The 21,120-nt window shown below is 43.4% G+C and carries 22 protein-coding genes; 18 read left to right on the forward strand and 4 right to left on the reverse strand.

Going from position 1 to position 21,120, the window contains the following annotated elements; all coding sequences use genetic code 11:
- The 8 genes from ACI4L0_RS10915 to ACI4L0_RS10950 all read left to right on the forward strand — a co-directional run.
- Positions 1–1,339, forward strand: a 1,339-nt coding sequence (locus tag ACI4L0_RS10915) for a V-type ATP synthase subunit I (protein WP_439800201.1), incomplete at its 5' end; no start/stop codon positions are given.
- A 113-nt stretch (positions 1,340–1,452) separates the two neighbouring features.
- Complete coding sequence (locus ACI4L0_RS10920) at positions 1,453–1,785, forward strand: ATP synthase subunit C (RefSeq protein ID WP_439800202.1); 333 nt, start codon at positions 1,453–1,455, stop codon at positions 1,783–1,785.
- 72 nt (positions 1,786–1,857) lie between these two features.
- A complete protein-coding gene (locus tag ACI4L0_RS10925) occupies positions 1,858–2,187 on the forward strand; it encodes a V-type ATP synthase subunit F (RefSeq protein ID WP_439800203.1) in 330 nt (109 codons plus the stop codon).
- A 232-nt stretch (positions 2,188–2,419) separates the two neighbouring features.
- Positions 2,420–3,058 carry a hypothetical protein gene (locus ACI4L0_RS10930; protein WP_439800204.1) on the forward strand — a complete coding sequence of 213 codons (639 nt, stop codon included), beginning with the start codon at positions 2,420–2,422 and terminating at the stop codon, positions 3,056–3,058.
- The gene (locus ACI4L0_RS10935; protein ID WP_439800205.1) at positions 3,055–4,845 is read left to right on the forward strand and encodes a V-type ATP synthase subunit A; all 1,791 of its coding nucleotides are present in this window, start codon (positions 3,055–3,057) and stop codon (positions 4,843–4,845) included. Before ACI4L0_RS10930 ends, ACI4L0_RS10935 begins: the two co-directional genes overlap by 4 nt.
- Positions 4,842–6,227 (forward strand): V-type ATP synthase subunit B, encoded by a 1,386-nt coding sequence (locus tag ACI4L0_RS10940; RefSeq protein WP_439800206.1) that lies wholly within the window; start codon positions 4,842–4,844, stop codon positions 6,225–6,227. Before ACI4L0_RS10935 ends, ACI4L0_RS10940 begins: the two co-directional genes overlap by 4 nt.
- Positions 6,228–6,229: 2 nt before the next feature.
- Positions 6,230–6,856, forward strand: a complete 627-nt coding sequence (locus tag ACI4L0_RS10945; protein WP_439800207.1) for a V-type ATP synthase subunit D — start codon at positions 6,230–6,232, stop codon at positions 6,854–6,856.
- Complete coding sequence (locus ACI4L0_RS10950) at positions 6,850–7,347, forward strand: universal stress protein (RefSeq protein ID WP_439800208.1); 498 nt, start codon at positions 6,850–6,852, stop codon at positions 7,345–7,347. The genes ACI4L0_RS10945 and ACI4L0_RS10950 overlap by 7 nt, the downstream gene beginning before the upstream one ends.
- A gap of 181 nt (positions 7,348–7,528) precedes the next feature.
- Here ACI4L0_RS10950 and ACI4L0_RS10955 read toward each other — a convergent pair whose 3' ends face one another.
- Positions 7,529–8,773 carry a hypothetical protein gene (locus tag ACI4L0_RS10955; RefSeq protein ID WP_439800209.1) on the reverse strand — a complete coding sequence of 415 codons (1,245 nt, stop codon included), beginning with the start codon at positions 8,771–8,773 and terminating at the stop codon, positions 7,529–7,531.
- A gap of 386 nt (positions 8,774–9,159) precedes the next feature.
- On the opposite strand from ACI4L0_RS10955, the gene ACI4L0_RS10960 reads away from it, so the two are divergent.
- From ACI4L0_RS10960 to ACI4L0_RS10975, 4 genes are all read left to right on the forward strand, one after another.
- Positions 9,160–11,592, forward strand: a complete 2,433-nt coding sequence (locus tag ACI4L0_RS10960; protein WP_439800210.1) for a chemotaxis protein CheW — start codon at positions 9,160–9,162, stop codon at positions 11,590–11,592.
- A gap of 3 nt (positions 11,593–11,595) precedes the next feature.
- Positions 11,596–13,005, forward strand: coding sequence for a CheR family methyltransferase (locus tag ACI4L0_RS10965; RefSeq protein ID WP_439800211.1), 1,410 nt, complete (start codon positions 11,596–11,598; stop codon positions 13,003–13,005).
- Positions 13,006–13,162: 157 nt separating this feature from the next.
- Entirely contained in the window at positions 13,163–13,645 is a 483-nt protein-coding gene (locus ACI4L0_RS10970; RefSeq protein WP_439800212.1) for a chemotaxis protein CheX, read from the forward strand.
- Between the two features lie 16 nt (positions 13,646–13,661).
- Complete coding sequence (locus ACI4L0_RS10975; protein ID WP_013701791.1) at positions 13,662–14,096, forward strand: response regulator; 435 nt, start codon at positions 13,662–13,664, stop codon at positions 14,094–14,096.
- 69 nt (positions 14,097–14,165) lie between these two features.
- Here the strand turns inward: ACI4L0_RS10975 and ACI4L0_RS10980 are convergent, their stop codons facing one another.
- Complete coding sequence (locus ACI4L0_RS10980) at positions 14,166–14,603, reverse strand: MarR family winged helix-turn-helix transcriptional regulator (protein ID WP_439800213.1); 438 nt, start codon at positions 14,601–14,603, stop codon at positions 14,166–14,168.
- Between the two features lie 59 nt (positions 14,604–14,662).
- Between ACI4L0_RS10980 and ACI4L0_RS10985 the strand changes: the two genes are divergently transcribed.
- Entirely contained in the window at positions 14,663–15,475 is an 813-nt protein-coding gene (locus tag ACI4L0_RS10985) for a hypothetical protein (protein ID WP_439800214.1), read from the forward strand.
- 105 nt (positions 15,476–15,580) lie between these two features.
- The gene (locus tag ACI4L0_RS10990) at positions 15,581–16,228 is read left to right on the forward strand and encodes a PTS sugar transporter subunit IIA (RefSeq protein ID WP_439800215.1); all 648 of its coding nucleotides are present in this window, start codon (positions 15,581–15,583) and stop codon (positions 16,226–16,228) included.
- An 8-nt stretch (positions 16,229–16,236) separates the two neighbouring features.
- On the opposite strand, the gene ACI4L0_RS10995 is transcribed toward ACI4L0_RS10990, so the two are convergent.
- Positions 16,237–17,394: a hypothetical protein gene (locus ACI4L0_RS10995; RefSeq protein WP_439800216.1), complete on the reverse strand. Its 1,158-nt coding sequence runs from the start codon at positions 17,392–17,394 to the stop codon at positions 16,237–16,239.
- 120 nt (positions 17,395–17,514) lie between these two features.
- Between ACI4L0_RS10995 and ACI4L0_RS11000 the strand changes: the two genes are divergently transcribed.
- From ACI4L0_RS11000 to ruvC, 3 genes are all read left to right on the forward strand, one after another.
- Positions 17,515–18,231 carry an RluA family pseudouridine synthase gene (locus ACI4L0_RS11000; RefSeq protein WP_439800217.1) on the forward strand — a complete coding sequence of 239 codons (717 nt, stop codon included), beginning with the start codon at positions 17,515–17,517 and terminating at the stop codon, positions 18,229–18,231.
- Between the two features lie 48 nt (positions 18,232–18,279).
- Complete coding sequence (locus ACI4L0_RS11005) at positions 18,280–19,023, forward strand: YebC/PmpR family DNA-binding transcriptional regulator (RefSeq protein ID WP_439800218.1); 744 nt, start codon at positions 18,280–18,282, stop codon at positions 19,021–19,023.
- Between the two features lie 169 nt (positions 19,024–19,192).
- Positions 19,193–19,681: a crossover junction endodeoxyribonuclease RuvC gene (ruvC, locus tag ACI4L0_RS11010; RefSeq protein ID WP_439800219.1), complete on the forward strand. Its 489-nt coding sequence runs from the start codon at positions 19,193–19,195 to the stop codon at positions 19,679–19,681.
- A 20-nt stretch (positions 19,682–19,701) separates the two neighbouring features.
- On the opposite strand, the gene ACI4L0_RS11015 is transcribed toward ruvC, so the two are convergent.
- The gene (locus tag ACI4L0_RS11015) at positions 19,702–20,424 is read right to left on the reverse strand and encodes a hypothetical protein (protein WP_439800220.1); all 723 of its coding nucleotides are present in this window, start codon (positions 20,422–20,424) and stop codon (positions 19,702–19,704) included.
- A 234-nt stretch (positions 20,425–20,658) separates the two neighbouring features.
- Between ACI4L0_RS11015 and mraZ the strand changes: the two genes are divergently transcribed.
- Positions 20,659–21,102 carry a division/cell wall cluster transcriptional repressor MraZ gene (gene mraZ / locus ACI4L0_RS11020; RefSeq protein ID WP_439800221.1) on the forward strand — a complete coding sequence of 148 codons (444 nt, stop codon included), beginning with the start codon at positions 20,659–20,661 and terminating at the stop codon, positions 21,100–21,102.
- The last annotated feature ends 18 nt before the right edge of the window (positions 21,103–21,120 follow it).

A 21,120-nucleotide genomic window follows, 5' to 3' on the forward strand; every position in this document is an offset into this window, starting at 1 on the left:
CAATAAAACAGAGGCCGTGAATGCTCTGGAGGAAGTTCAGACTGAGCGCAGGAATTTTGCAGAAACACACAAGGAAGAGCTTTACAGGCTTTTGCAGATTTATTCAGTGGGAAGCCAGATTTATGCAGTTGAAAATTCGCTTGAGTCCACTGAATTTGTTTACAGGATAACAGGCTGGATTCCGGCTTACCAGATTAGAAAAGTAATGAAGGATCTGGACGACCTTACACAGAGCCGCGCAGGAATTCGTGAATTTTTGCCGGGCGAAGTGCCTTCTGTTATTTCCGGGCAGGAAAAAGTTCCGGTTCAGGTAAAGCATGGAAAAGTTGTTTCGAGCTTTGAGCGCATGATTTTCAGTTACGGCGCGCCTTTGTACGGCACTATAGACCCGACTCCTTTTGTTGCCTTGTTCTTTACAGTTTTGTTCGGCATTATGTTTGGTGACGCGGGGCAGGGGCTTTGTTTCCTTTTGATTGGAATTCTCTGCTGCCTGAAGAAAATAAAAATTTCCGGCTGGGAAAAATTCGGGGGAATTTTTTGCTGCATAGGACTGAGCAGTACTATTATGGGGCTGCTTACGGGAGAATTCTTTGCGAATGAAACCGTGCTTCGTCCTTTTGCGCTGTGGTTTACCGGACTTTTTGGAACTCCGCATGCTCCTATTCTGCACCTGATGCCTTCGAACGAAGCTGCTTCTATCTCAAGAATGTTTGCGTTCTTTGGCTTTACAATTCTGATAGGCTTTATAATTAACAGCTGCGGTCTGGTTATAAATATTGTCAATCAGTTTTCTCTGCGGAGAATTGGAAAAGCTCTGTTTGGAAAAACCGGAGTTTCCGGGGCAGTGTTTTTCTGGTATGTGATTGCCTTTGTGGTTCGCCTTGCTTTCTTTAAGCATGCTCCGGCTGCCTATGACTGGATTATTATTGGTGTTTCGCTGTTTTTGACTGCCGGTTCTGAGGTTTTTCAGCGGCTTGTTGACGGGGAGCGTCCGGTTCTGGAAAATGGGCTGTTCAGTGCGCTTATTGGAGCCGTGGTTGAAATTATAGAGGTTATTTCTTCGTACCTGTCTAATACAGTGAGCTTTGTGCGTGTAGGAGCTTTTGCTCTTGCGCATGCTGTTTTGGGCTATATTATAAACAGCTTTGTCGAGCTTGCTCCTGGCGCAGGGGGAATAGCGGTTGCGGTTTTCGGTAATGCTATTGTTATAGTTCTTGAGGGAATGATTGTTGCGATTCAGGTTGTGCGTCTTCAGTATTATGAGTTCTTCTCAAAATTTTTCAGCGAAACCGGCCGCGAATTCAAGCCGTTTTCTTTTGAATATAAAGGAAGTCTTTAAATTCAAAATTGCTTGATTTGTGCAAGGGATTTTTCCCTTGGGCTTCAGGTTTTATTTTTGTGAACAGCTGCTTTTTGCAGTTTTTATAGAATTTTTAGTAAAGAGGTTTTTTTATGAACAAGAGATTTTTTGTTGTTTTCTCAATGGTGCTTATGGTCTCTATCGCCGGTGTGTTCGCACAGGATGCTTCTGTTCCTGCGGATGAGCAGGCGGTGGAACAGGCGGCTTCTAATACAGGCTCTGCTGTAAAGTATGTTGCAGCCGCTATTGCTGTTGGAATTGCATGTATCGGCGGCGGCTCTGCTGTTGGAAAAATCGGTTCTGCTGCTATGGGCGCAATGAGCGAGAATGCGGAGCTTTCAGGAAAGGCGCTTCCTTTTGTTGGTCTTGCTGAAGGTATCTGTCTTTGGGGATTCCTGGTTGCGCTGTTCATTATGATAATGTAATTCAGCAATGTCTATGCCGTTTTTCAGCTGTAAATTCCGCGGAAATTCGGCATGGCGCGCTGGCTGTGAAAAATGGAATATTTTGTAATTGGAGAACGGGAGCTGATTCTTGGTTTTATGCTTGCGGGCGTAAAGGGAAAATCAGTTTCCAACAGACAGGAGGCGCTGGACGCTTTTAACAAGGCGACAGGGCAGAATTCTTCTGTAGGCTCCGTTGGTGATATCCCAAAGGTTCTCATACTTACGGAAGATGTGGCTGACATGCTGTCCAGTGAAATTCAGTCCTGGCAGATGGGCGGCAAGGCACCTCTTATAGTGGAGATTCCTGGGCTTCAGGGACATATTCAGGGCAGAAAAACGCTTACTGATTCAATCCGTGAAGCTGTTGGAATTCAAGTTTAGGAAATCTCTAAAAATTCATTTCGATGTTTTTTTAGAGGTTCTGTGAGTTTTAAGTCGTTGAATAGCGCGGCTTAAAACATCGCATTTTTAGAGTTGACTTGAAAACTTTAAAATTTTTCAGTCTGCCCTAAAAGAAAAATGCTCTTATGTATATAAAACATGGCAGTATGCCTGTGCATCGCCATATTGGTTTGTGCGGAAGGCTGTATACCGCAAAGAAGGAAGACTTTTTATGGAAGAATTACGTTCAACGGAAGTTCTGGATAAAGAAATTCGCTCTGACAGTGTAAAAAAGGCAGAGAGAATTCTTGTAAAGGCAGATGAAAGTGCAAGGCAGCTTATTGACGGGATTCAGGAACGCATTGAAAAGGCAAGACTGGATGCTGAAAAAATCTCCGCGGAAAGAATTGCTGTTTATGAAAAGAATATAAATGCGTCGCTTCCTCTTGAAAAGCAGCGCTATTTGGTTTCATATATTTATAATTCTGTGCTCGAGGCTTTGAATAAATATCTAGAGGCTGCCGGCGAAAAAAAGCGGCTTCTGGTTTTGCAGAGTTTGTGCGAGCGCGCAAAAAAAAGTGTCCATGGCCAGCAGGTTTCTGCATCTGTAGTCGGATTTTCCGTCTCAGAGGCGGAGGCTATGCTTAAAAATATTTTTCATGAAAATTTGTCTTCCTGTGAAGCCGGAGAGGTTCAGCTTCTTGCCCAGGAAGCTCTTGACGGATTCAATATAAAAGAAGGAATTATATTAAAAACACAGGACGGTTCAGTTGTCTGCCGTCTGACGCTCGCTGAAAAAGTGCGGGAAATTTTGGATGAAAAGAGATGCGTTCTTGCAGAGACGCTTTTTGGCGGGAGGTTGCCTGAATGATTACTGGAAAAATAACCCGAATTTCAGGTCCGATAGTCTATGCAGAAGGCCTTGAAAAATGCGGTCTTTATGATGTTGTTGATGTTGGAGAAAAGAAGCTCATCGGCGAGATAATCCGTCAGAGCGAAGGAAAGGCTACAATTCAGGTTTATGAGGATGTTACCGGCATGCATGTAGGCGAGCCTGTAGTGTCCAGCGGACGTCCGCTTTCCCTGAAGCTTGGACCGGGGCTTGTCGGAACAATTTATGATGGAATTCAGCGTCCTCTTAAGGAAATGTATGAAGACGGAGGCGTTTTCCTTTTGTCGGGACAGCGCACTGAGCCTATCGACGGCAAAAAGAAGTGGGAATTCACTCCCGCGATTCATCCTTCAGAACAAAAGGAAATGTCTGCGGGGCTTTCAATAGCACCTGGAATGGTTTTGGGAACTGTTCAGGAAACAGGCTCTATTGTCCATAAAATAATGGTTCCGCCTTCAGTGCGCGGAAGAGTTCTGAAAACATTTTCAGGAAAGGGAAGCTATACCATTGATGAGGTGATTGCAACCACGGAGCTTGGTGAGCAGATTTCAATGAGCCAGTATTGGCCTCTTCGCAAGCCTCGCCCTTTTTCACAGAAGCTTGAGGTGAGCCAGCCGCTTGTTACAGGGCTTCGTGTAATCGATGTTTTCTTTCCGCTTTCAAAAGGTGGAACTGCGGCGATTCCAGGCGGATTCGGAACAGGAAAGACAATGACACAGCATGCTATTGCAAAATGGTGCGATGCTGATTTGATAGTTTATATCGGATGCGGTGAGCGTGGAAACGAAATGACGGATGTTCTTACAGAATTTCCTACTCTTATTGACCCCCGCACTGGCCGCTCGTTGATGGAGCGCACGATTCTTATTGCGAATACTTCAAATATGCCTGTTGCCGCCCGTGAAGTTTCCCTTTATTCGGGAATTACACTTGCTGAGTATTACCGCGACATGGGCATGCATGTTGCAATTATGGCGGACTCAACCAGCCGCTGGGCAGAGGCTCTGCGTGAGCTTTCAGGCCGTATGGAGGAAATGCCTGCGGAGGAAGGATATCCTGCTTATCTTCCTACACGCCTTGCTGAATTCTATGAGCGCGCTGGCCGTGTAAATTCACTCTGCGGAAAGGAAGGCTCTGTTTCTGTTATCGGAGCAGTTTCTCCTGCCGGTGGAGATTTCTCTGAGCCTGTTACCCAGCATACAAAGCGTTTTATCCGCTGTTTCTGGGCTTTGGACAGGGAGCTTGCAAATGCGCGCCATTATCCGGCTATCGGCTGGATTGATTCATATTCAGAATATGCCGGCGAAATAAAGGACTGGTGGGACAAATTTGATTCCCGCTGGGCTTCAAGCCGTGTGCAGGCCTTGGATTTGCTGAAACGTGAGCAGAGGCTTCAGCAGATTGTACGCTTGATTGGCGCAGATGCATTGCCTGACAGCGACCGTCTTATTCTTACTGTCTGCGAGATGATAAAGAACGGATTTCTTCAGCAGAATGCCTTTGATTCTGTGGATGCTTATGCTGTTCCTGAAAAACAGGTTTCAATTCTTCTGCTGATGATGACTTTTTACGAAAAGGCGCTGAATGTTATAAAATCCGGCTGTCCTCTCTTGAAAGTGATAGAGCTTCCTGTCCGCAATGAAATAGTCAGGGCTAAGAGTGAGATTGCAAATGACAAGCTGGATGAGCTGAGCACTATTCAAAATCATCTTGATGACCAGATGGCGGAACTCGAAAGAATGTACCGCAAGGATGCTGCAATATGAAAGGAATTGAGTACACAGGACTGACTTCTGTTGACGGACCGATTGTAATTGTAAAGCGGAGCGAAAATGCCTTCTATGATGAAGTTGTGTATGTCCGCGACAAGAACGGCGAAAAAAAGACTGGGCGCATTATTGATCTAAATGAAAAGACTGCCGCTGTTCAGATTTTTGGAAGCACAACCGGCCTTGATCTGGAAAATACAACAGTTGAGTTTCTTGAGGAGCCGATGGAGCTTCGCGTTGGAAAAGGTCTTCTCGGAAGAATTTTCAACGGCCTTGGCGAGCCTATAGACGGATATCCTCAGATTATTTCTGATAAAAAGGTAAATGTAAACGGAAACCCTATAAATCCCTATGCCCGTGTATATCCCCGCGATTTTATCCAGACTGGAATTTCTTCCATTGATGGAATGAATACTTTGATTCGCGGTCAGAAGCTTCCGATTTTTTCAGGAAACGGTCTTCCGCACAATAAGCTGGCTGCCCAGATTATCCGCCAGGCAAAAATTCTCAACAGCGATGAGGAATTTGTCATGGTGTTTGCCGGAATGGGAATCAAGTATGATGTGGCGCAGTTCTTCAAGCATACTTTTGAGGAGTCTGGTGTTCTTTCCAAGGTTGTAATGTTTCAGTCTTTGGCAGATGCGCCTTCCATTGAGCGTATTATCACACCGAGGTGCGCTCTTACTGCGGCTGAGTATCTTGCCTATGAATGTAATATGCACGTTCTTGTTGTCATGACTGATATGACAAACTACTGCGAGGCTCTGCGCGAGATTTCCACAACACGCGGCGAAGTTCCGGGGCGCAAAGGCTATCCTGGCTATCTTTACTCGAATTTGGCTGAACTTTATGAGCGCGCTGGAAAAATTCAGGGAAGCACTGGTTCAATTACGCAGATTCCTATTCTTTCCATGCCGAATGATGATATTTCTCATCCTATTCCTGATTTGACAGGCTATATTACAGAAGGCCAGATTGTTCTTGACCGTGAAATGAGCCAGAAGGGAATGTATCCGCCTGTTTCCGGGCTTCCGAGCCTGAGCCGCCTTATGAAAGACGGAATTGGTGAAGGCATGACCCGCGAAGACCATGCTCCTGTTTCAAGCCAGCTTTTTGCCGCCTACAGCAAGGTTAAGTCCATTAGAAACCTGGCATCTATTATCGGCGAGGAGGAGCTTTCTGAGCTTGACCGCTGCTATCTTAAATTCGGCAATGAGCTTGAGTCGAAATTCTTCACGCAGGGTGAATATGAAGATCGTTCAATAGAACAGACACTGGACTTGGGCTGGAAAATTCTGAGCATACTTCCGCGCGAAGAGCTTTATCGAATCAAGAGCGATATGATTGACAAGTATCTACCGAGGACAGCAGAGAACTAACTATGGCAAAGTTGAATATTGCTCCTACAAAATCCAATCTTCTTGCAATAAAGGAACAGCTTGCTGTCAGCACAGAGGGCTATGATTTATTGGAACAGAAGCGCGAAATTCTTGTAATGGAGCTTATGCGGATTGTCGAGCAGGTTAAGCTTTTGGAAAGCCAGATTGATAAGTGCATACAGAAGGCTTATCCTGCTTTAAAGAATATGCTGGTTTCTGTCGGCGGCGACCGTGTGGAAAGAATTGCGCATGGCATTGACTACGATTTTGAGATTACAAAAAAGCCGGCAGTGATTGCAGGAATGACTTTTACGACAATCGATGTGAATCTTCCTAAAAGAAGGCTTTTTTCTTCTTTCAGGGGGACTTTTGCGGACAGCGATGAAGTCATGGCTGATTTTTTTGAGCTTCTGACGCTCCTGACAAAAATGGCAGGAATACGGACTGTGGCATGGCGGCTTGCGCTGGAAGTAAAGAAAACCCAGAGGCGTGTAAATGCTCTGGACAAGACTGTTATCCCTCAGGACAGGGAAACTGTTAAGTATATAGAAGGTGTCCTTGAGGAACGGGAACGGGACAACGTTTTCGTTATGAAGTCATTAAAAAAAAGGCAGGGTGAAAAATGTTAAAACCGCTTTTTCAGAGGATTGTTGTTGGATACAACGGCTCGAAATCTTCTCTTCATACTGTTTTATATGCGATTCTGATGGCAAAAGTCTACAAGTGCGCCGTAAAAGTGGTAAGTGTTGTAGATATAGCTTCTATAAAATATCTTACGCTCCAGAAATTTATGGTTTCCCAGGAAGGGGATTCAGTTGCAAGAAGCCTTGAGTCTGACAGCGAGAAAAATTTGTCCTATGTAACGGATCTTGCAAAATCCAAGGGAATAAAAATTGAAACAGAAATCCGCAAGGGCGCTGTCTGGTCTGAAATTATAAAAACCGCTGATGAATTCAAGGCGGATCTTATACTTTTGGGCGGCGCAAAAAATCTTGACCATCTTTCTTCCCTTTCGCGCGATGTTATTTCTTCCCAGGACAGTGAAATCATAGGAAGTGCGCACTGCTCTGTAATGGTTGTCCGCGAGCCTTATATCGAGCAGAAATTTAAACTGGTTTAGCTCTTCTGCGAAATTTTTTTTAAGAAATTTTTAAGCATTTTAAATTACGCAGCAAAGAAAGTTTCAATTTCCGAGCTGCGTAATTTGATTTGTAAGCGGACTCTTCATTCTTCTATAAAAAAAGCAGCCTATGTTATTCATAGACTGCCTTTGTAAAGAAATGTCTGTTCTTTATTCCTTTCTAGAATTGTGTCTTGAATCCTATAGTCGCAGAATAGCTTTTTTCAGGATCGTCGGCAAGATCAAGGGTGTTCACTGAAACGGATGCGCTGAGGCTTCCTCCCAGAATGTCTATTCCTGCATAAGGTGAAATGCACAGGCTTGTTTCTATTTTGTCATCTCCGTCTGGATCTACCCGCGAGAATGCAAGCGTTGTGTGCGCTCCCAGGGAAATCCGAGTAGCTCCTGCATAAAGCTTATCCGTGTGGATATTTATGTTTGCGCCAAAAACATTTTCAGTTCCGGGGTATCTTCTTACAACGTTTCTAAGAAAAATCATGTCCTGCGCCGCTTCTGCTGGAAAAAGAAATCCTGCTGTGTCTATTGACATGTACTTTCCATTCGCTCTAGGCTCGACAAATGCCCAGACATCCTTGAGGTCTATTCTGTCGTTCTCCGAGTCGCTGGTATCCTTTCGCGTTATGAATTTGTTTACGCCGACCTGGAATAAAACAGATGTTGTGTTTCTGTTTCCAACCAGAAAATTGAGGCCGCCGTGAAGCTGTATTTCCTTTATATATATAAGCGCATCATCATCTCCCTCGTTCGACTCGGATGGCAATGCCAAGCCCGCGGTGAAATCGATTGCTGAATTTCCTATCAGTGAAGCCATCCTTATGTCAAAGTTCAGAATATCATCCTGTCCGTCTTCCTTGGCTGCCTTGTTTTTATACAGATTCACGCCAGCCGCAAAATCACCTTCGGGATGAAAAGTGTAGCCGATTCCCTGCGCATAAAGCGGATATAATCTTGCTCCTGCAAGTCCATGGAAGCTGTCTGTGAACGAAGAGCGGATTGGCTTGATTCCAAACTGCCTCTGGAGGAATAAATCAGAGCCTATCGGCTCAAAGTTTCCGTAATACAGGCTCACGTAATGCGATGCGTGCGTGGAGTTGATTTTATATGTGGCGGAAACTTCTTCCACCCTGAAATTTGAATTCGGCTGATCTTCATTAAGGGCGTCACAGTCAAAAATGTCGTTTGCCCTTGTATAGAATTCGCCTCTCAGAAAAAGCCTGCCGCCAAAATCGATCTGCCCTGCGAGAAAAGTTTCGCCTGTGGTGCAGGGATCAAAATCATCGCTGTCATATTCATTCTGGACTCCAGCAAGAAATCCTGTGTATCCATTGAAATATGTCTGCTCAAATGCTATTGCATTGAAAGCTGCTGAGATTGAAAGGGCGGCCACACATAAAAATCTTTTCAATTAGTCCTCCGTGCGGAAAATAAAAACGCTCCGGAAATTCCCGCTGAAAAACAGACTTTAAAGCTCTTTATGAGCAAATGGCTGTCTTTCTGTCGATAGGGTAAAAATATTCGGGCGGTGATGGAACTGTCTGGAACATCTTGAATGAACACTGTATAAGTGCCGTCTGCTGTATTTGCAATATCAGGCGGAATTCAGTTTCCAGGCAGTCTTTTTCCTTAAAAAAATTTTCCAGCCATTTGATTTTCGGAAGATATAGAAAAAAATTAAGAAAAACATTCCCTTGCATCTTTATCCAGTCAGTTTTTTGGGCGCAGGAAGTAAAAAGTGGATTTAAAAGAAAAACTTTACTTGATTTTTTATCATATTCGATTAAAATATATTTTATGAGTGATTATCTTGATGCCAATAATGAAGAGCTTCTGAAAGACTTTTTTTCAGAGGCCGAACAGCAGGTAGAGACTCTTGAAAGCAATATTCTTGTCATAGAGAATGATCCTTCAAATCATGATGCAATAGATGAAATTTTCCGCGCGGCCCACACACTGAAGGGCGGTTCTGCTACTGTGGAAATGACTGAGCTTGCTTCGTTTTGTCATGATGTTGAGGATTTGCTTGATGCGCTTAGAGGCGGTCTTGTTTCTGTTTCAGAGCCTATCGTAGATGTTTTATTGTCTTCAATAGATACTATAAAATCCATGCTCGAGGCAAGAACCAATGGTTCTGTCTATCAGGAAGATGTCAGTCCGATTGTAAAAAAAATAAATTCATTTATTCCAGAAAAAGCTCCAAAGAAGAGTTCTCCTGTAAAACTGCCGTCTGGCTTGCTGGGAGCCGCTACTGCTGGAAAATCCGCGCCTGCCGAACCCAAGCCGCAGCCTCAGTCCAGCGGAATGCCTCCTGTGCCTCCGTTGTCTGATGATGACTACAGGGAGCTGAAGGGAGCTTTGCCGGAAGATCAGAAACTTTGGGCTGTGAATGTTACTTTCGATGAATCCAATCCTATGAACAGCGTAGGGGGAATTCAGGTTTTTGCGGCTTTAAAGAATTGCGGAACTGTTTTGAAGACTGTTCCTGATTTTGAGGAATTGTACGAGGATGAATTTCATCCCCAGGTTGTATATTATATTGCTTCCGTAAATGAAGGCTCTGCGCTTGAGGATGCGGCATTTTTGGATGATGTGACTCTTGCTGTTGATGCTCAGGTTGTTTCCGGGGCTGGAGCTGAGCCGGCTGTTGTTCAGCCATCCGCCACTGTTCCTGAGGCCGTTAGCGAGCCTGTAGCGGAGAAAAAGGAAGAGCCTGTGCCTCCTTCTTCCGCAGCTGCTGATGCGGAGGAAAAAAATGACGAGGCGCCTGTGGCTGCTGCTCAGCCTGCTAAAAAAGCTGCATCTGCTCATGCTGTCAGCCAGTCTTCAATACTGCGCGTTGATTCAAAGCGTGTAGACAATCTCATGAATCTTGTTTCTGAAACTGTAATCACCAAGGCTGCCTTTAACCAGAATGGACTTCACATGGCAGATTTGCAGGTTAAGCTTCAGAATCTGAATATGACGTTCAAGGAAAAACACCGCAGGCTTATGGAGTCTATACCAAAATACATGGATGAACTTCAGAGCGGTGTCCCGATAAAGGAAATTATGCAGAGGGTGACAGAGGAATTCGGATCTGTTGCTTCCTGGTTTGATGTTTTTGAATCTGAATTTAAAGCATCTTCCACAAAATATCGTTCAACCACACAGAATCTCGGGCGGATTACAGGCGAGTTGCAGGAAGGCGTAATGAAAATTAGAATGGTTCCCATCGGAACTATATTTAACCGCTTTCCGCGAGTTGTTCGTGATTTGAGCCGTGATTTGGGCAGAAAAGTCAATCTGGTTATAGAAGGTGAAGATACTGAGCTGGATAAGACTGTTGTTGATGATTTGCTGGATCCTATAATGCACTGTGTCCGCAATTCTGTGGATCACGGAATTGAACCCCCGGATTTGCGTATCGCAGCAGGAAAAAATGAAACTGGAACACTGACACTTCGCGCGGCAAACGAAGGTAACATGATTGTCATTGACATAATTGATGATGGTACAGGCATTGAGGTTGATCGTGTCAGGGAAAAAGCCATAAAGAAAGGTCTTATAAGTCCTAATAAAATTATTTCAAATCAGGATGCCTATAATCTTATTTTTCTTCCGGGATTTTCTACAAGTGAAAAAATCAGCAATGTTTCAGGGCGCGGTGTAGGTCTTGATGTTGTAAAGACAATGGTTGAAAAACTCAAGGGAACAATTACCGTTACAAGTGAAAAGGGTAAAGGCTCTAAATTTTCAATACGCCTTCCGCTTACACTTGCTATTATCCAGGGACTTTTGGTTCGTGTGGGAAAAGAAGTATACTCTATTCCTGTTGCAAATGTTATTGAAAGCCAGCGTGTAAAGCTTGATACAATAAATACTATTGACAACTATGAAGTTCTGAATGTCCGCAATGAAGTTATTTCAATTTTAAGACTTGGCCGTCTTTTCAATATTCGGAAGACTTCTAATGATGAGTATTGTTTTATTGTAATAGTAGGTTCTCAGGAAAAGAAGATAGGCGTTATGGTTGATGCTCTTATCGGCGAAGAGGATGTTGTAATAAAGCCTTTGCAGGATCAGTTTACATCTTCTCCTGGAATTGCAGGCGCAACAGTGCTTGGCGATGGATCGGTTTCCCTTATAATTGATGTGAATCAGCTTCTTGAGCTTGGAGTAAAACAGGAGCTTGATGCGCAGCAGGTGCGGGAAGCGGAAGCTATAAAATCAGCGACGGCAAGAGGTTAGTGTATGGCGACGATTCAGGAAAAACTCAGTGTTCTTGCAAATACAATGGATAGAGCTGAAGGACTGTCTGCAGAGCAGCTGGCTGAGGAAAAAAACAAAATCTCTATTGTAGATTTTAAAATGGTTACTTTTTCTCTGGCTGGAAAAGACTATGCCATTGATATTATGAAAGTAAAGGAAATTGCAAAGGCTGGAAGATTCACCTATGTTCCCAATGCGCTTCCTTTTGTGCGCGGTGTGTATAATCTCCGCGGAGATATTATTCCGATAATTGATTTACGCCTTTTTTTCAACAGCAGTATTTCAGAGCATGATGATGATTATCTTGAAAACCTGCTTATAGTTTCTGTCGGCGAGCAGACTTTTGGAATTGTTGTTGATGAAATTGACAAGGTTGTAGGAATTCAAAAAAGTTCTATACAGCCACCGCATCCGTTGTTTGGCGACATAAATATAAAGTATATTTACGGTGTTGTTGAGTCGGAAAACAATCTTTATGTTCTTTTGGACATAGATAGAATTTTCGGTCAGAGATCTCCTGAGGAAGAAAAAGCCCTTGCTGAAACTGCAAAGAATCAGACAAAAGTGAGAGTCGAGCTTGAGGCTGAATCTTCTGTTCCGGAAAAAAAGGAAGATTCTGCTGCCGCGCCGAAATCTGGCGAAGTAGAAAAAAAATCAGTTCAGGATTTGAAATTCATAGCGGATTCGCTTGAGAATTTCAAGAAATTTTATGTAAGCGACATTACAAAGGATTGGACTGAAAAGCGTTATGCGGAATGGTGCAAGGAGCGCGGCGAAGAAAAGACACAGCTTCAAAATGAATCAGATGCTGATTTGTTTCTTTCTACATTCTTTTCAAAGTGCAGCGGCGGCTGGTGGACTGAGGATTTTGCAGATGCTGTTGGAAAAGCTCTTCCAGAGAACAGTGCAAAAAATATTGTTGTATGGAACCCTGGCTGCGGCAAAGGATACGAAACATATTCTTTGGCATGTATTTTGAAAAAAAAGTATCCTGCTGCTCGGCTTAAAATATATGGCCATGATATTGACTTGCTTAGTGTTTCAAATGCTCCTCTTATGACACTTTCTGATGAGGCGAGCGTTGGATGGTATCAGCCGTATACGGTAAGAACTGTTGGAGGTGATTATACATTTAACAAGGATATAAAAGATTCTGTTATGTTTGAATATCATGACTGTATGAATACCAACAGCCTTCCTCCTATAGATATTATTTTTGCCAGGGATTTGCTTGCTTTCCTTCCTGTGGCATCTCAGATGAATCTTTTGTCGGATTTTGGCGAAAAGATAAAGGGCAATGGTGTTATTATAGTTGGTGATAACGAAAATATTTCTGTTCCCGGTTGGAGTAAAAACAGCGTGTCTGGAAATATTTCAATATATAGAAAATAAGGGAATCTTCGGTTTTTCGAGGTGACTCTAAAAATGCGGTGTTTTGGGCTGTGCTGTTGTAGCGGCGTAAAATTCGCAGGAACTTCTGCAAGGTCATTTGAAATGAGTTTTTAGAGGTTTCCATAAATAAGAAAAAATGCTTTTCAGGGGGTTGTTGATGAGAGTAGAGTATATTAATCCATTTGTAGAAACTTCTTTCAGAGTACTAAAAGAAGTTTTGGGTGGAGCAGAGGTAAAGAGAGGCGACTTGTATCTGAAGTCAACGGCTATGCCTGTTATGGGAGTTGCTGCTCTTGTAGGTCTTGCAGGAGATGTTGAAGGGCGCGTGCTTTTTGATATGACTTTTGAAACTGCGCTTAATATTGCATCCAAGATGAATGAGGAAAAACTTCCGGCATTTGATGATTTAGCAAAAGCTACTATCAGCGAGCTTGCTAATTTGATAACAGCACAGTCTGTTACAAAATTGCATGATTTAGGTTTTAAATTTGATCTTACACCTCCAGCTTTGTTTGCTGGTGAAAAAATGGAAATAGCAGCTTTGGGAGGAACAACAGACAATGTTGAGGCTTTGATAGTTCCTCTTATTACTGATTATGGAAAAATTGAAGTTAACGTCGCAATTCGCGAGCGTACATGATATAAAGGAGTCTAGAATGAAAACAAAACAGGATTTTCCATCTATTAATGAACGTCCGCCTGAAGGGGAAAAACTTGACGGCACAAAGTACCGTGTATTGGTTGTAGACGATTCTATGTTTGTTGCAAAGCAGCTTACCCAGATTCTTTCCAGTGACGGATATGAAATTGTTGCTACAGCTCAGGACGGAAAAGAAGGTGTTGACAAATACAAGGAGCTTTGTCCTAATGTTGATTTAGTTACAATGGATATAACTATGCCACGCATGGATGGTATAACAGCCCTTGAGCAGATTATTGCCTTTGACAAGAATGCGAAGGTTGTAATGGTCAGCGCTCTCGGAAAGGAGGAGCTTGTAAAGAAGTCTCTCCTTAGCGGCGCAAAAAACTACATTGTCAAGCCATTGGATCGCAAAAAGGTTTTGGAGCGGATCAGCGCAGCTTTAAAATAGCATAGAATATTTTTAGCGTTGAAGGGTGCTGCCTAATAGGCAGTGCCCTTGTTTTTTATACACTGAATTTTACCTGTTTCCTGCCAGCTCCAGGTTCAGGCTCATTTTTTTCAGCAGTTCAAGGAGCGTTTTCTTTTCATCTGCGGAAAAATTGCTGTAGCATATAGAAAGGAGCTTGCTTGATATCTGGCTTGTAAAATTGTTGTATTTTTTGCCTTCGCTTGTCAGGGAAATCAGTTTTTTGCGGCTGTCTGTTTTGCTTGGTATGACCTGAACAAGCTTTTCGTCTATCAGTTTTCTTATGAGAACTGTTGTGGTGCTTTTGTTCCTGTTTATTTTTCTTGCGATTTCGCCCATGGACATTTCTGTGTTTTCTGCAAGAAGAAAGAGTATAAATCCGTGCGAAGATACAAAATTGTGGCCGGCAAGCATTTTGTTTGAGAATTCCGCTGTCTGTGTGTGAATTCTGGAGATAAGTGAAAGCGCAGAATTGACATCATATTCCATGGGTTCTTATTTTACCATCTGCGTTGCAAATTGTCAGTAATTATATTAGTATTTTCGATATGTTTCGGTTCTTCTTCAAAAAAAATATCTGCGATGTATGGGATAATCTTTTTTATGTCGTTGTGTGCAACTTTTTTTCTCTGCTGGCTCTTTTTGCTTCTGTTTTTCTTTTTTTGTTTTCATTGAATTCTTCAGGGAGGATTGCTTCTCTTAGTGTTGCGGCTTCTGTTATTCTGGGCTGTGTGCTTGTTTGCACTGTAGGTTTTGCAGCCGGAAAAAATGCGGCGGCGGTTGCGGATTTCCGTATTCCAAGATACAGGGACTTTTTTGAGGAGCTTTTCCGCTCTCTTAAACCGGGGGCTTTGTTCGGGCTTTTTCTAGGAGGCCTTGCTTGCGTTGCCTATGTGAGCGTGCCGTTTTATTTTAAGATGTGGAAGTCAACTGGAAGCTATGTCTGGTTTGTTTTTATGGTGCTTATTTTCTGGTTTCTTGTTACGACTTTTTTTGCATTGCAGTGGTTTCTTCCTGTCAGGAGCCTTTTGAACAACGGATTCAAAAAGTGCCTAAAAAAATCCTATATTATTTTTTTTGACAATATCGGATTTACCTTTGCGCTTTCATTTGTGAATTTCCTCAATCTTCTGCTCAGCATATTTACGCTTGGAATTTTTCCGGGAATGACCGGCGTTGTGATTACAAATACAAATGCGATGCGGCTTCTTCTCTATAAATATGACTGGCTCGAGGTGAATCCCGGACTTTCTGCGGCAGAGCGGAGAAAAGTTCCGTGGAGTGCTTTGATTGCCAGGGACAAAAAGACTCTGGGAGCAAGGACAATAAAGGGCTTCTTTTTTCCGTGGAAGGAAAAATAGAGCAGTTTGTTTTTTATGCGAATATTGACAAAAAAGCGTAAAGATTGCAAAATGGTGCAACATATAACAATGTTTGAATTCTAAGAAAAGAAGAGGCTGTACCCTATGGAAGATGATATTCTTACAATTGAGGAAGTTGCAAAATATCTTCGTGTCAGCGAGCGGACTGTGTATGACTGGGCTCAGAAGGGAGAAATTCCGAGCGGAAAGATTGGAACTGTCTGGCGTTTCAAGAAGTCAGAGATTGAAAAATGGGTTAATCAGAGGCTTTCTTCTTCCGGGAAAACCAATGATGCTGAAATTGTTGTTCAGATAAAAAATATTCTTTCCCCTGAGCGTATATTGTTTATGAATCATCAGACTAAGCATGATTCGCTTGTTGAGCTTGCACAGAATCTTGCGACGGCTCCGCAGGTAAAGGATGCAAAGGAGCTTGAGACTGAAATTCTTAAGCGCGAGGATCTGATGTCTACCTCCATCGGCCGTGGACTTGCAATTCCCCATGTGCGCCTTTCCAGTGTTACGGATCTTGTTATGTCTGTGGGAATTTCAAAGTGTGATATTATTGGCTTTCAGCCGGTGGATGAAATTCCGGTGAGAATTCTTTTTATGATTGCGGCAGCGTATAATCAGCACAGCTATTATCTCAAGACGCTTTCATTTTTCAGCTCAAAATTCAGAGACTCATCTCTGAGGGAAGACCTGCTGAAAATGGATTCTCCTATGGATGCTTATAATCTTCTTATAAAGTAGCAAAAAATTCAGGGGAGAATGACAGGAATCCATTTTGAAAAGTCGCTTTGGCTCTGGTCTATGATTCCCCAGGTCATTCCTCTTACTGTTGTTTCTCCTGTAAGATAATATCTGCCTTCGACATTGAACCCGAACCCCGGATGAGATGAAGAGAGCCCTGCGATTGCGTGTTCGTATTCGTTGCTTACAAAAAGTATTGCGTCTATGTTTGTGCTTTGAAGTATGACGGCAATCATCATGCTCCGGGAGTCGCAGTCGCTCGGTTCTCCTGCAATTATTGAGGGCAGCGAAGAAAAATCGCTCGCTGTTTTTTCCCTTGTGTATTTAAATCCCTGTGTCCAGGTCAGAATTTTTTGCGCAAAATCAGTTTCGTCTTTGCATGCCGGGGCGATTTCCCTGTATATATCAAATGAAACCTGCTGAAGCCGCTTGCAGGAATCCTTGAAAATCATTCTGTAATATCTCTGCCATGCTTCTTTTGCCATGCCGCTGTTTATGTAGAGCTGAAGGACTTTGTATTCGCGTTCTATGAGGTATTCGGAATTCTCACAGGCGGCGGAATCCATCTGGCTTTGAATTTTCTTTCCGTCTATAAGAACGCAGACATCCTGTTTTGTTCCCGAATCTGGTCTGTAAAGTGAAGTGAAAAGTCCCGGTGAAAAAAGGCTTTCGCTGTCAATGCACAGGGAGTCGATAAAGCTTTCAAGAAGGCATCCCGCTCTTTGGAAATTTTCTACCGGGCACCATGCCAAAAGAACTGCAAATCCCTTTGTTTCCGGTATTTCTGCGGCGGCCGCATATCCTTCTGTTTCCCTTCCTGCTATGACCGCACTGAATTTTGCAAGGCTTGCCATGTTGTTTCTCCAGGGCGCATTTCTTGAGTCGGTTGCTTTTGCGTTGAGTTTGCGCAGTGTGGTTTCGACTGCTTCTTCCGCGGAAGGGAATTTTCCGTTCTCATGGAATTTGACTATGGCGCTTGCCGGAATAATCTTGTTTTGCAGCAAAAAGGAGCTGTTTCCCTGTGTGTCGGCTAGAGCAAATTCCTCGGGAATGTCCATGAACACGCTTTCTGAAAGCCCCTCAAAGGAAACTCTGTGCGCGCTTGCCGCTGCTGAAATAAATGCCGCCGCTAGAAACAGCAGGGATTTTTTTGCAATACTTGTCATTTTTATAAACCTCATTTATTATTGTCCTGTGCCATGCCGCACTTTTAGCTATCTTTTTGAAGCAACCAGGAAACGGCGGTTTTTCAGGATGTCTGCGCTTCCGGTATTTATTTTCGGCAGATGAAAAGGTTTTCTATAATTTTTGAAAATGAAGAGATTCTCCTTGTTGACAAGCCTGCTGGTGTTCCAGTTCAGGGCGGCGCAGGAATTTCCCATTCCCTTGATGCGGAGCTTCCTCTTCAGCTCGGTTATAAAGTTTTTTTGGTGCACAGGCTGGACAAGGAAACTTCCGGTATTCTTGCGGTTGCAAAAAATGCCCAGGCGGCTGCAAAATGGACAAGGCTTATTTCAGGCGGAAAGGTAAAAAAAGAGTATGCCGCAGTCTGCTTTGGAGTTCCTGTTGTGGACGGCAAGAAATGTTTTTCCGGTGTGCTGGAAGGAACTGTTGAAGTTCATGGGAAAATTCAGACTGCGAAAACTTACTTCAAAGTTGAGTCCGTGTTCACGGTGAAAATTCCGGGGATAGATCAGAAGCTTGAATTTTCATTTTTGCGCCTTGTGCTTGGAACAGGCCGGATGCACCAGATAAGAATACAGCTTGCGCATTTTTCCTGTCCGATTGCTGGGGATGACAGGCACGGAGATTTCAAGAAAAACAAGGCTGCCAGGGCTTTGGGAATAAGGCGGCTTCATCTTGCTTCTGTGAGGACTACGATTCCGCTTGATGGCTTGGAGCGCGCTTTTGAAATTCCCCTTCCGCCGCATATAAAAAATACGCTGGATGAACTTGGGCGGTTAAATGAAGATGGAAATTCTTGTATTGACGAGCCTGTTTGATTCATGCTATCATATTTTACTATCTGTTATTATTTATAGGAGTTCCGTATGTCAGGACATAGTAAATGGTCAACCATTAAACATGCAAAAGGTATTGCAGATGCAAAACGCGGCGCGCTTTTCACAAAATTCATAAAGGAAATTTCTATCGCGGCTAAAATGGGCGGAGGAGATCCTGATTCAAATCCACGCCTTAGAACAGCTATGCTCAAAGCAAAGGCTGCTTCTATGCCAAAAGATAATATTGAGCGTGCTATAAAGAAGGGAACTGGCGAGCTTGGCGCAGTTTCTTATGAAGAGCTTGTTTATGAAGGATATGCACCGGGCGGAGTTGCAGTTCTTGTTGATGTTCTTACAGACAATAAGAACCGTGCAGCTGCTGATGTTCGCAATATTTTCAACAAGAACGGCGGAAACCTTGGAACAACAGGTTCTACAAGCCGCATGTTTGAGCGCAAGGGTGTTATTGAGTACGACGCTGAAAAAGTAAGCGAAGATGAGGTTATGAGTGTAGCTGTTGAAGCTGGCGCAGAGGATGTTGTAAATGAAGATGGTGTTATCACTGTTACAACTGATCCGGCTTCCTTTGATGTTGTTCTTGAAGCTCTTCAGGCTAAAGAATGGGAAACATTGTCTGCTGCTGTTTCTATGGTTCCGTTCAATTACACTGCTGTAGATGCAGAGACTGCAAAAAAAGTACAGAAACTTCTGGATAAGCTTGAGGAAAATGATGATGTTCAGAACGTTTATTCAACTGTAGAGTATCCAGAGGATTTCGATCCGGAAGCTTAAGTGATTTTATAAATTTCAGTTTTTGGGTGTTGCATCTTTTTGTTTGCGCAGAAAGGTGCAGTTTCCTGCTGAGATAACCTGTGAAAACGGCGGCCTTGTGGCTGTCGGTTTAGGCATTTGGCGCAGAATTTTTTTCTGTCCAAGTGCCTTGTTTTTTATTGCGGAATGAATGAAGAAACGCCGGATTATAGGAATAGACCCCGGGCTTGCCCATACCGGATTTGGAATAATTGACTGCGAGGCTTCCAAAATTTCTCTTGTCAGCTATGGCGTGATAGAAACTTCCAGCGATGATTCCCATGAGATACGCCTGCTCAATATTTACAGTGATTTTCTTTCTGTGCTTGATAAATTTTCCCCTGATGAGGCCGAGATGGAAACCTTGTTTTTTTCCAGGAATACCACCAGCGCGCTTGCAGTTGCGGAGGCAAAGGGGGTTTTGAGCCTTTGTCTTGCCCAGCGGAGCGTTCCTGTTTTTATGTATGCGCCTAACCAGATAAAATCCGCCGTAACAGGAACAAAGGCTGCTGACAAGGATACTGTTTCCCGTTACGTTCAAATTCTCTTGGGGCTAAAGGAGCCTCCGCGTCCAGACCATGCCGCAGATGCTCTTGCCGGAGCGATAACGCATTTCCACAGTACGCTGAATCCATGTTAGGAAAGCTCCAGGCTAATGCTTCACTGGGCGTGCGGAAGCGAGTAAACTTTTGCGTTTCCCTTTTTTCCGCATGCGTATATAATTCCTGTTTTTTCAAGAACCCATATCATCAGGCTGATATCCGATTTTTTTATGCCTGAATTTTCTTCCTGCAAAAGCTCAAGACATTCCCTGACAGTGAAATTCGCCGGAAGATTTCGGGGCAGGAGCTTTGTATAGGAATCTTTTCCGCTGAATGTGAAAATTCTTCCTGTCTGCTCAAGCCGCTTGCCTGTTTTCTGCCAGTTTTTCTTGAACCTCCGCCTTCCGTTTTTTGACTGCACCGGCTCCTGGGTTTTTATGCGCTCTTCTGTTATTTCAGCTTCGACTATCTCAAGCGTGAAATTTTTTTTGAGCAGAACTGGAACCAGGGCTGTTATTTCCCTGAAAATCGAGTATATGTTTTTTTTAACGGGGCTTTTCCGCGATGTTGTCTTGCCTGTTGCTGAATCGAAGGTTTCAATGTGCTTCAGCGTGATGAGCGGATAGACTATTTTTATTCTGCGGTTTTCGGAAAGGAAAAATTCCGCTTTTTTTAGAAGCTTGCCGAGCGTTCCTGTCTGGATTTCTATTATTTCGCCGTTCGGGCTTATGATGTCTGCAATGTACGGGCCTGCCTGTGCTTCTGCTTGCCCCGAGCACTGTATTCTGTACATTGCTTTAAGCGATTTATGGAGGCTTGTTTCATTCAGTGTGTTTATCATGCCGCTGCCGCCTGTTTTCAAGTTTTACTAAATGTTTCCGCATAGCTGAAGTGATTGCCTGCTTCGGATTATTCAGCGTTTCCGCAAGATTCTCAACTATACAGTCTTAAAGTCAGAGCGGCGTTTAAGCTTCAAAAAATCCCCTGAACCGGGCTTTTTGCATTGACATTACGTTTTTTTTTGATAAAATATTTAATAAGTGGGAAATAGTGGGGTAAAGTGGTGGACAGTGGCATGGAAATGCTTTTTGGCGAGTACAACAATACGCTGGATGACAAAGGAAGAATCCAGTTTCCGGCGAAGTTGCGTTCTGCTCTGCAGCAGGAAAGTCTTGTTGCAACGCAGGGCCTTGACCGCTGTCTTATGATTTTCTCTGTCGATGAATGGATTTCACTAAATAAGAAAATTGTTGATTCTGCATCATTGTTCAGTGACCAGAAGCGTCTTGTTATGCGACGTTTTATTGCTCCTGCGCAGAAGCTTGACTTTGACAAATCCGGCCGTCTTTCTATTCCCCAGACACTTAGAGATTATGCGGGGCTGAAAGGTGAATGTACAATTCTTGGAATCAACAGATATATGGAGCTGTGGGACGCCGAGTCATACCGGGCCTATCTTGAGCGGACAGAAAATTCTTTTCTTGAAGCAGCAAAAACTATGGAAGACATTCTTATGTGAGCGGCACTGCTCATAAAA

Origin of the sequence: Treponema sp., assembly GCF_051883275.1 — a bacterium.
In the GTDB taxonomy this organism is placed as follows: domain Bacteria; phylum Spirochaetota; class Spirochaetia; order Treponematales; family Treponemataceae; genus Treponema_D.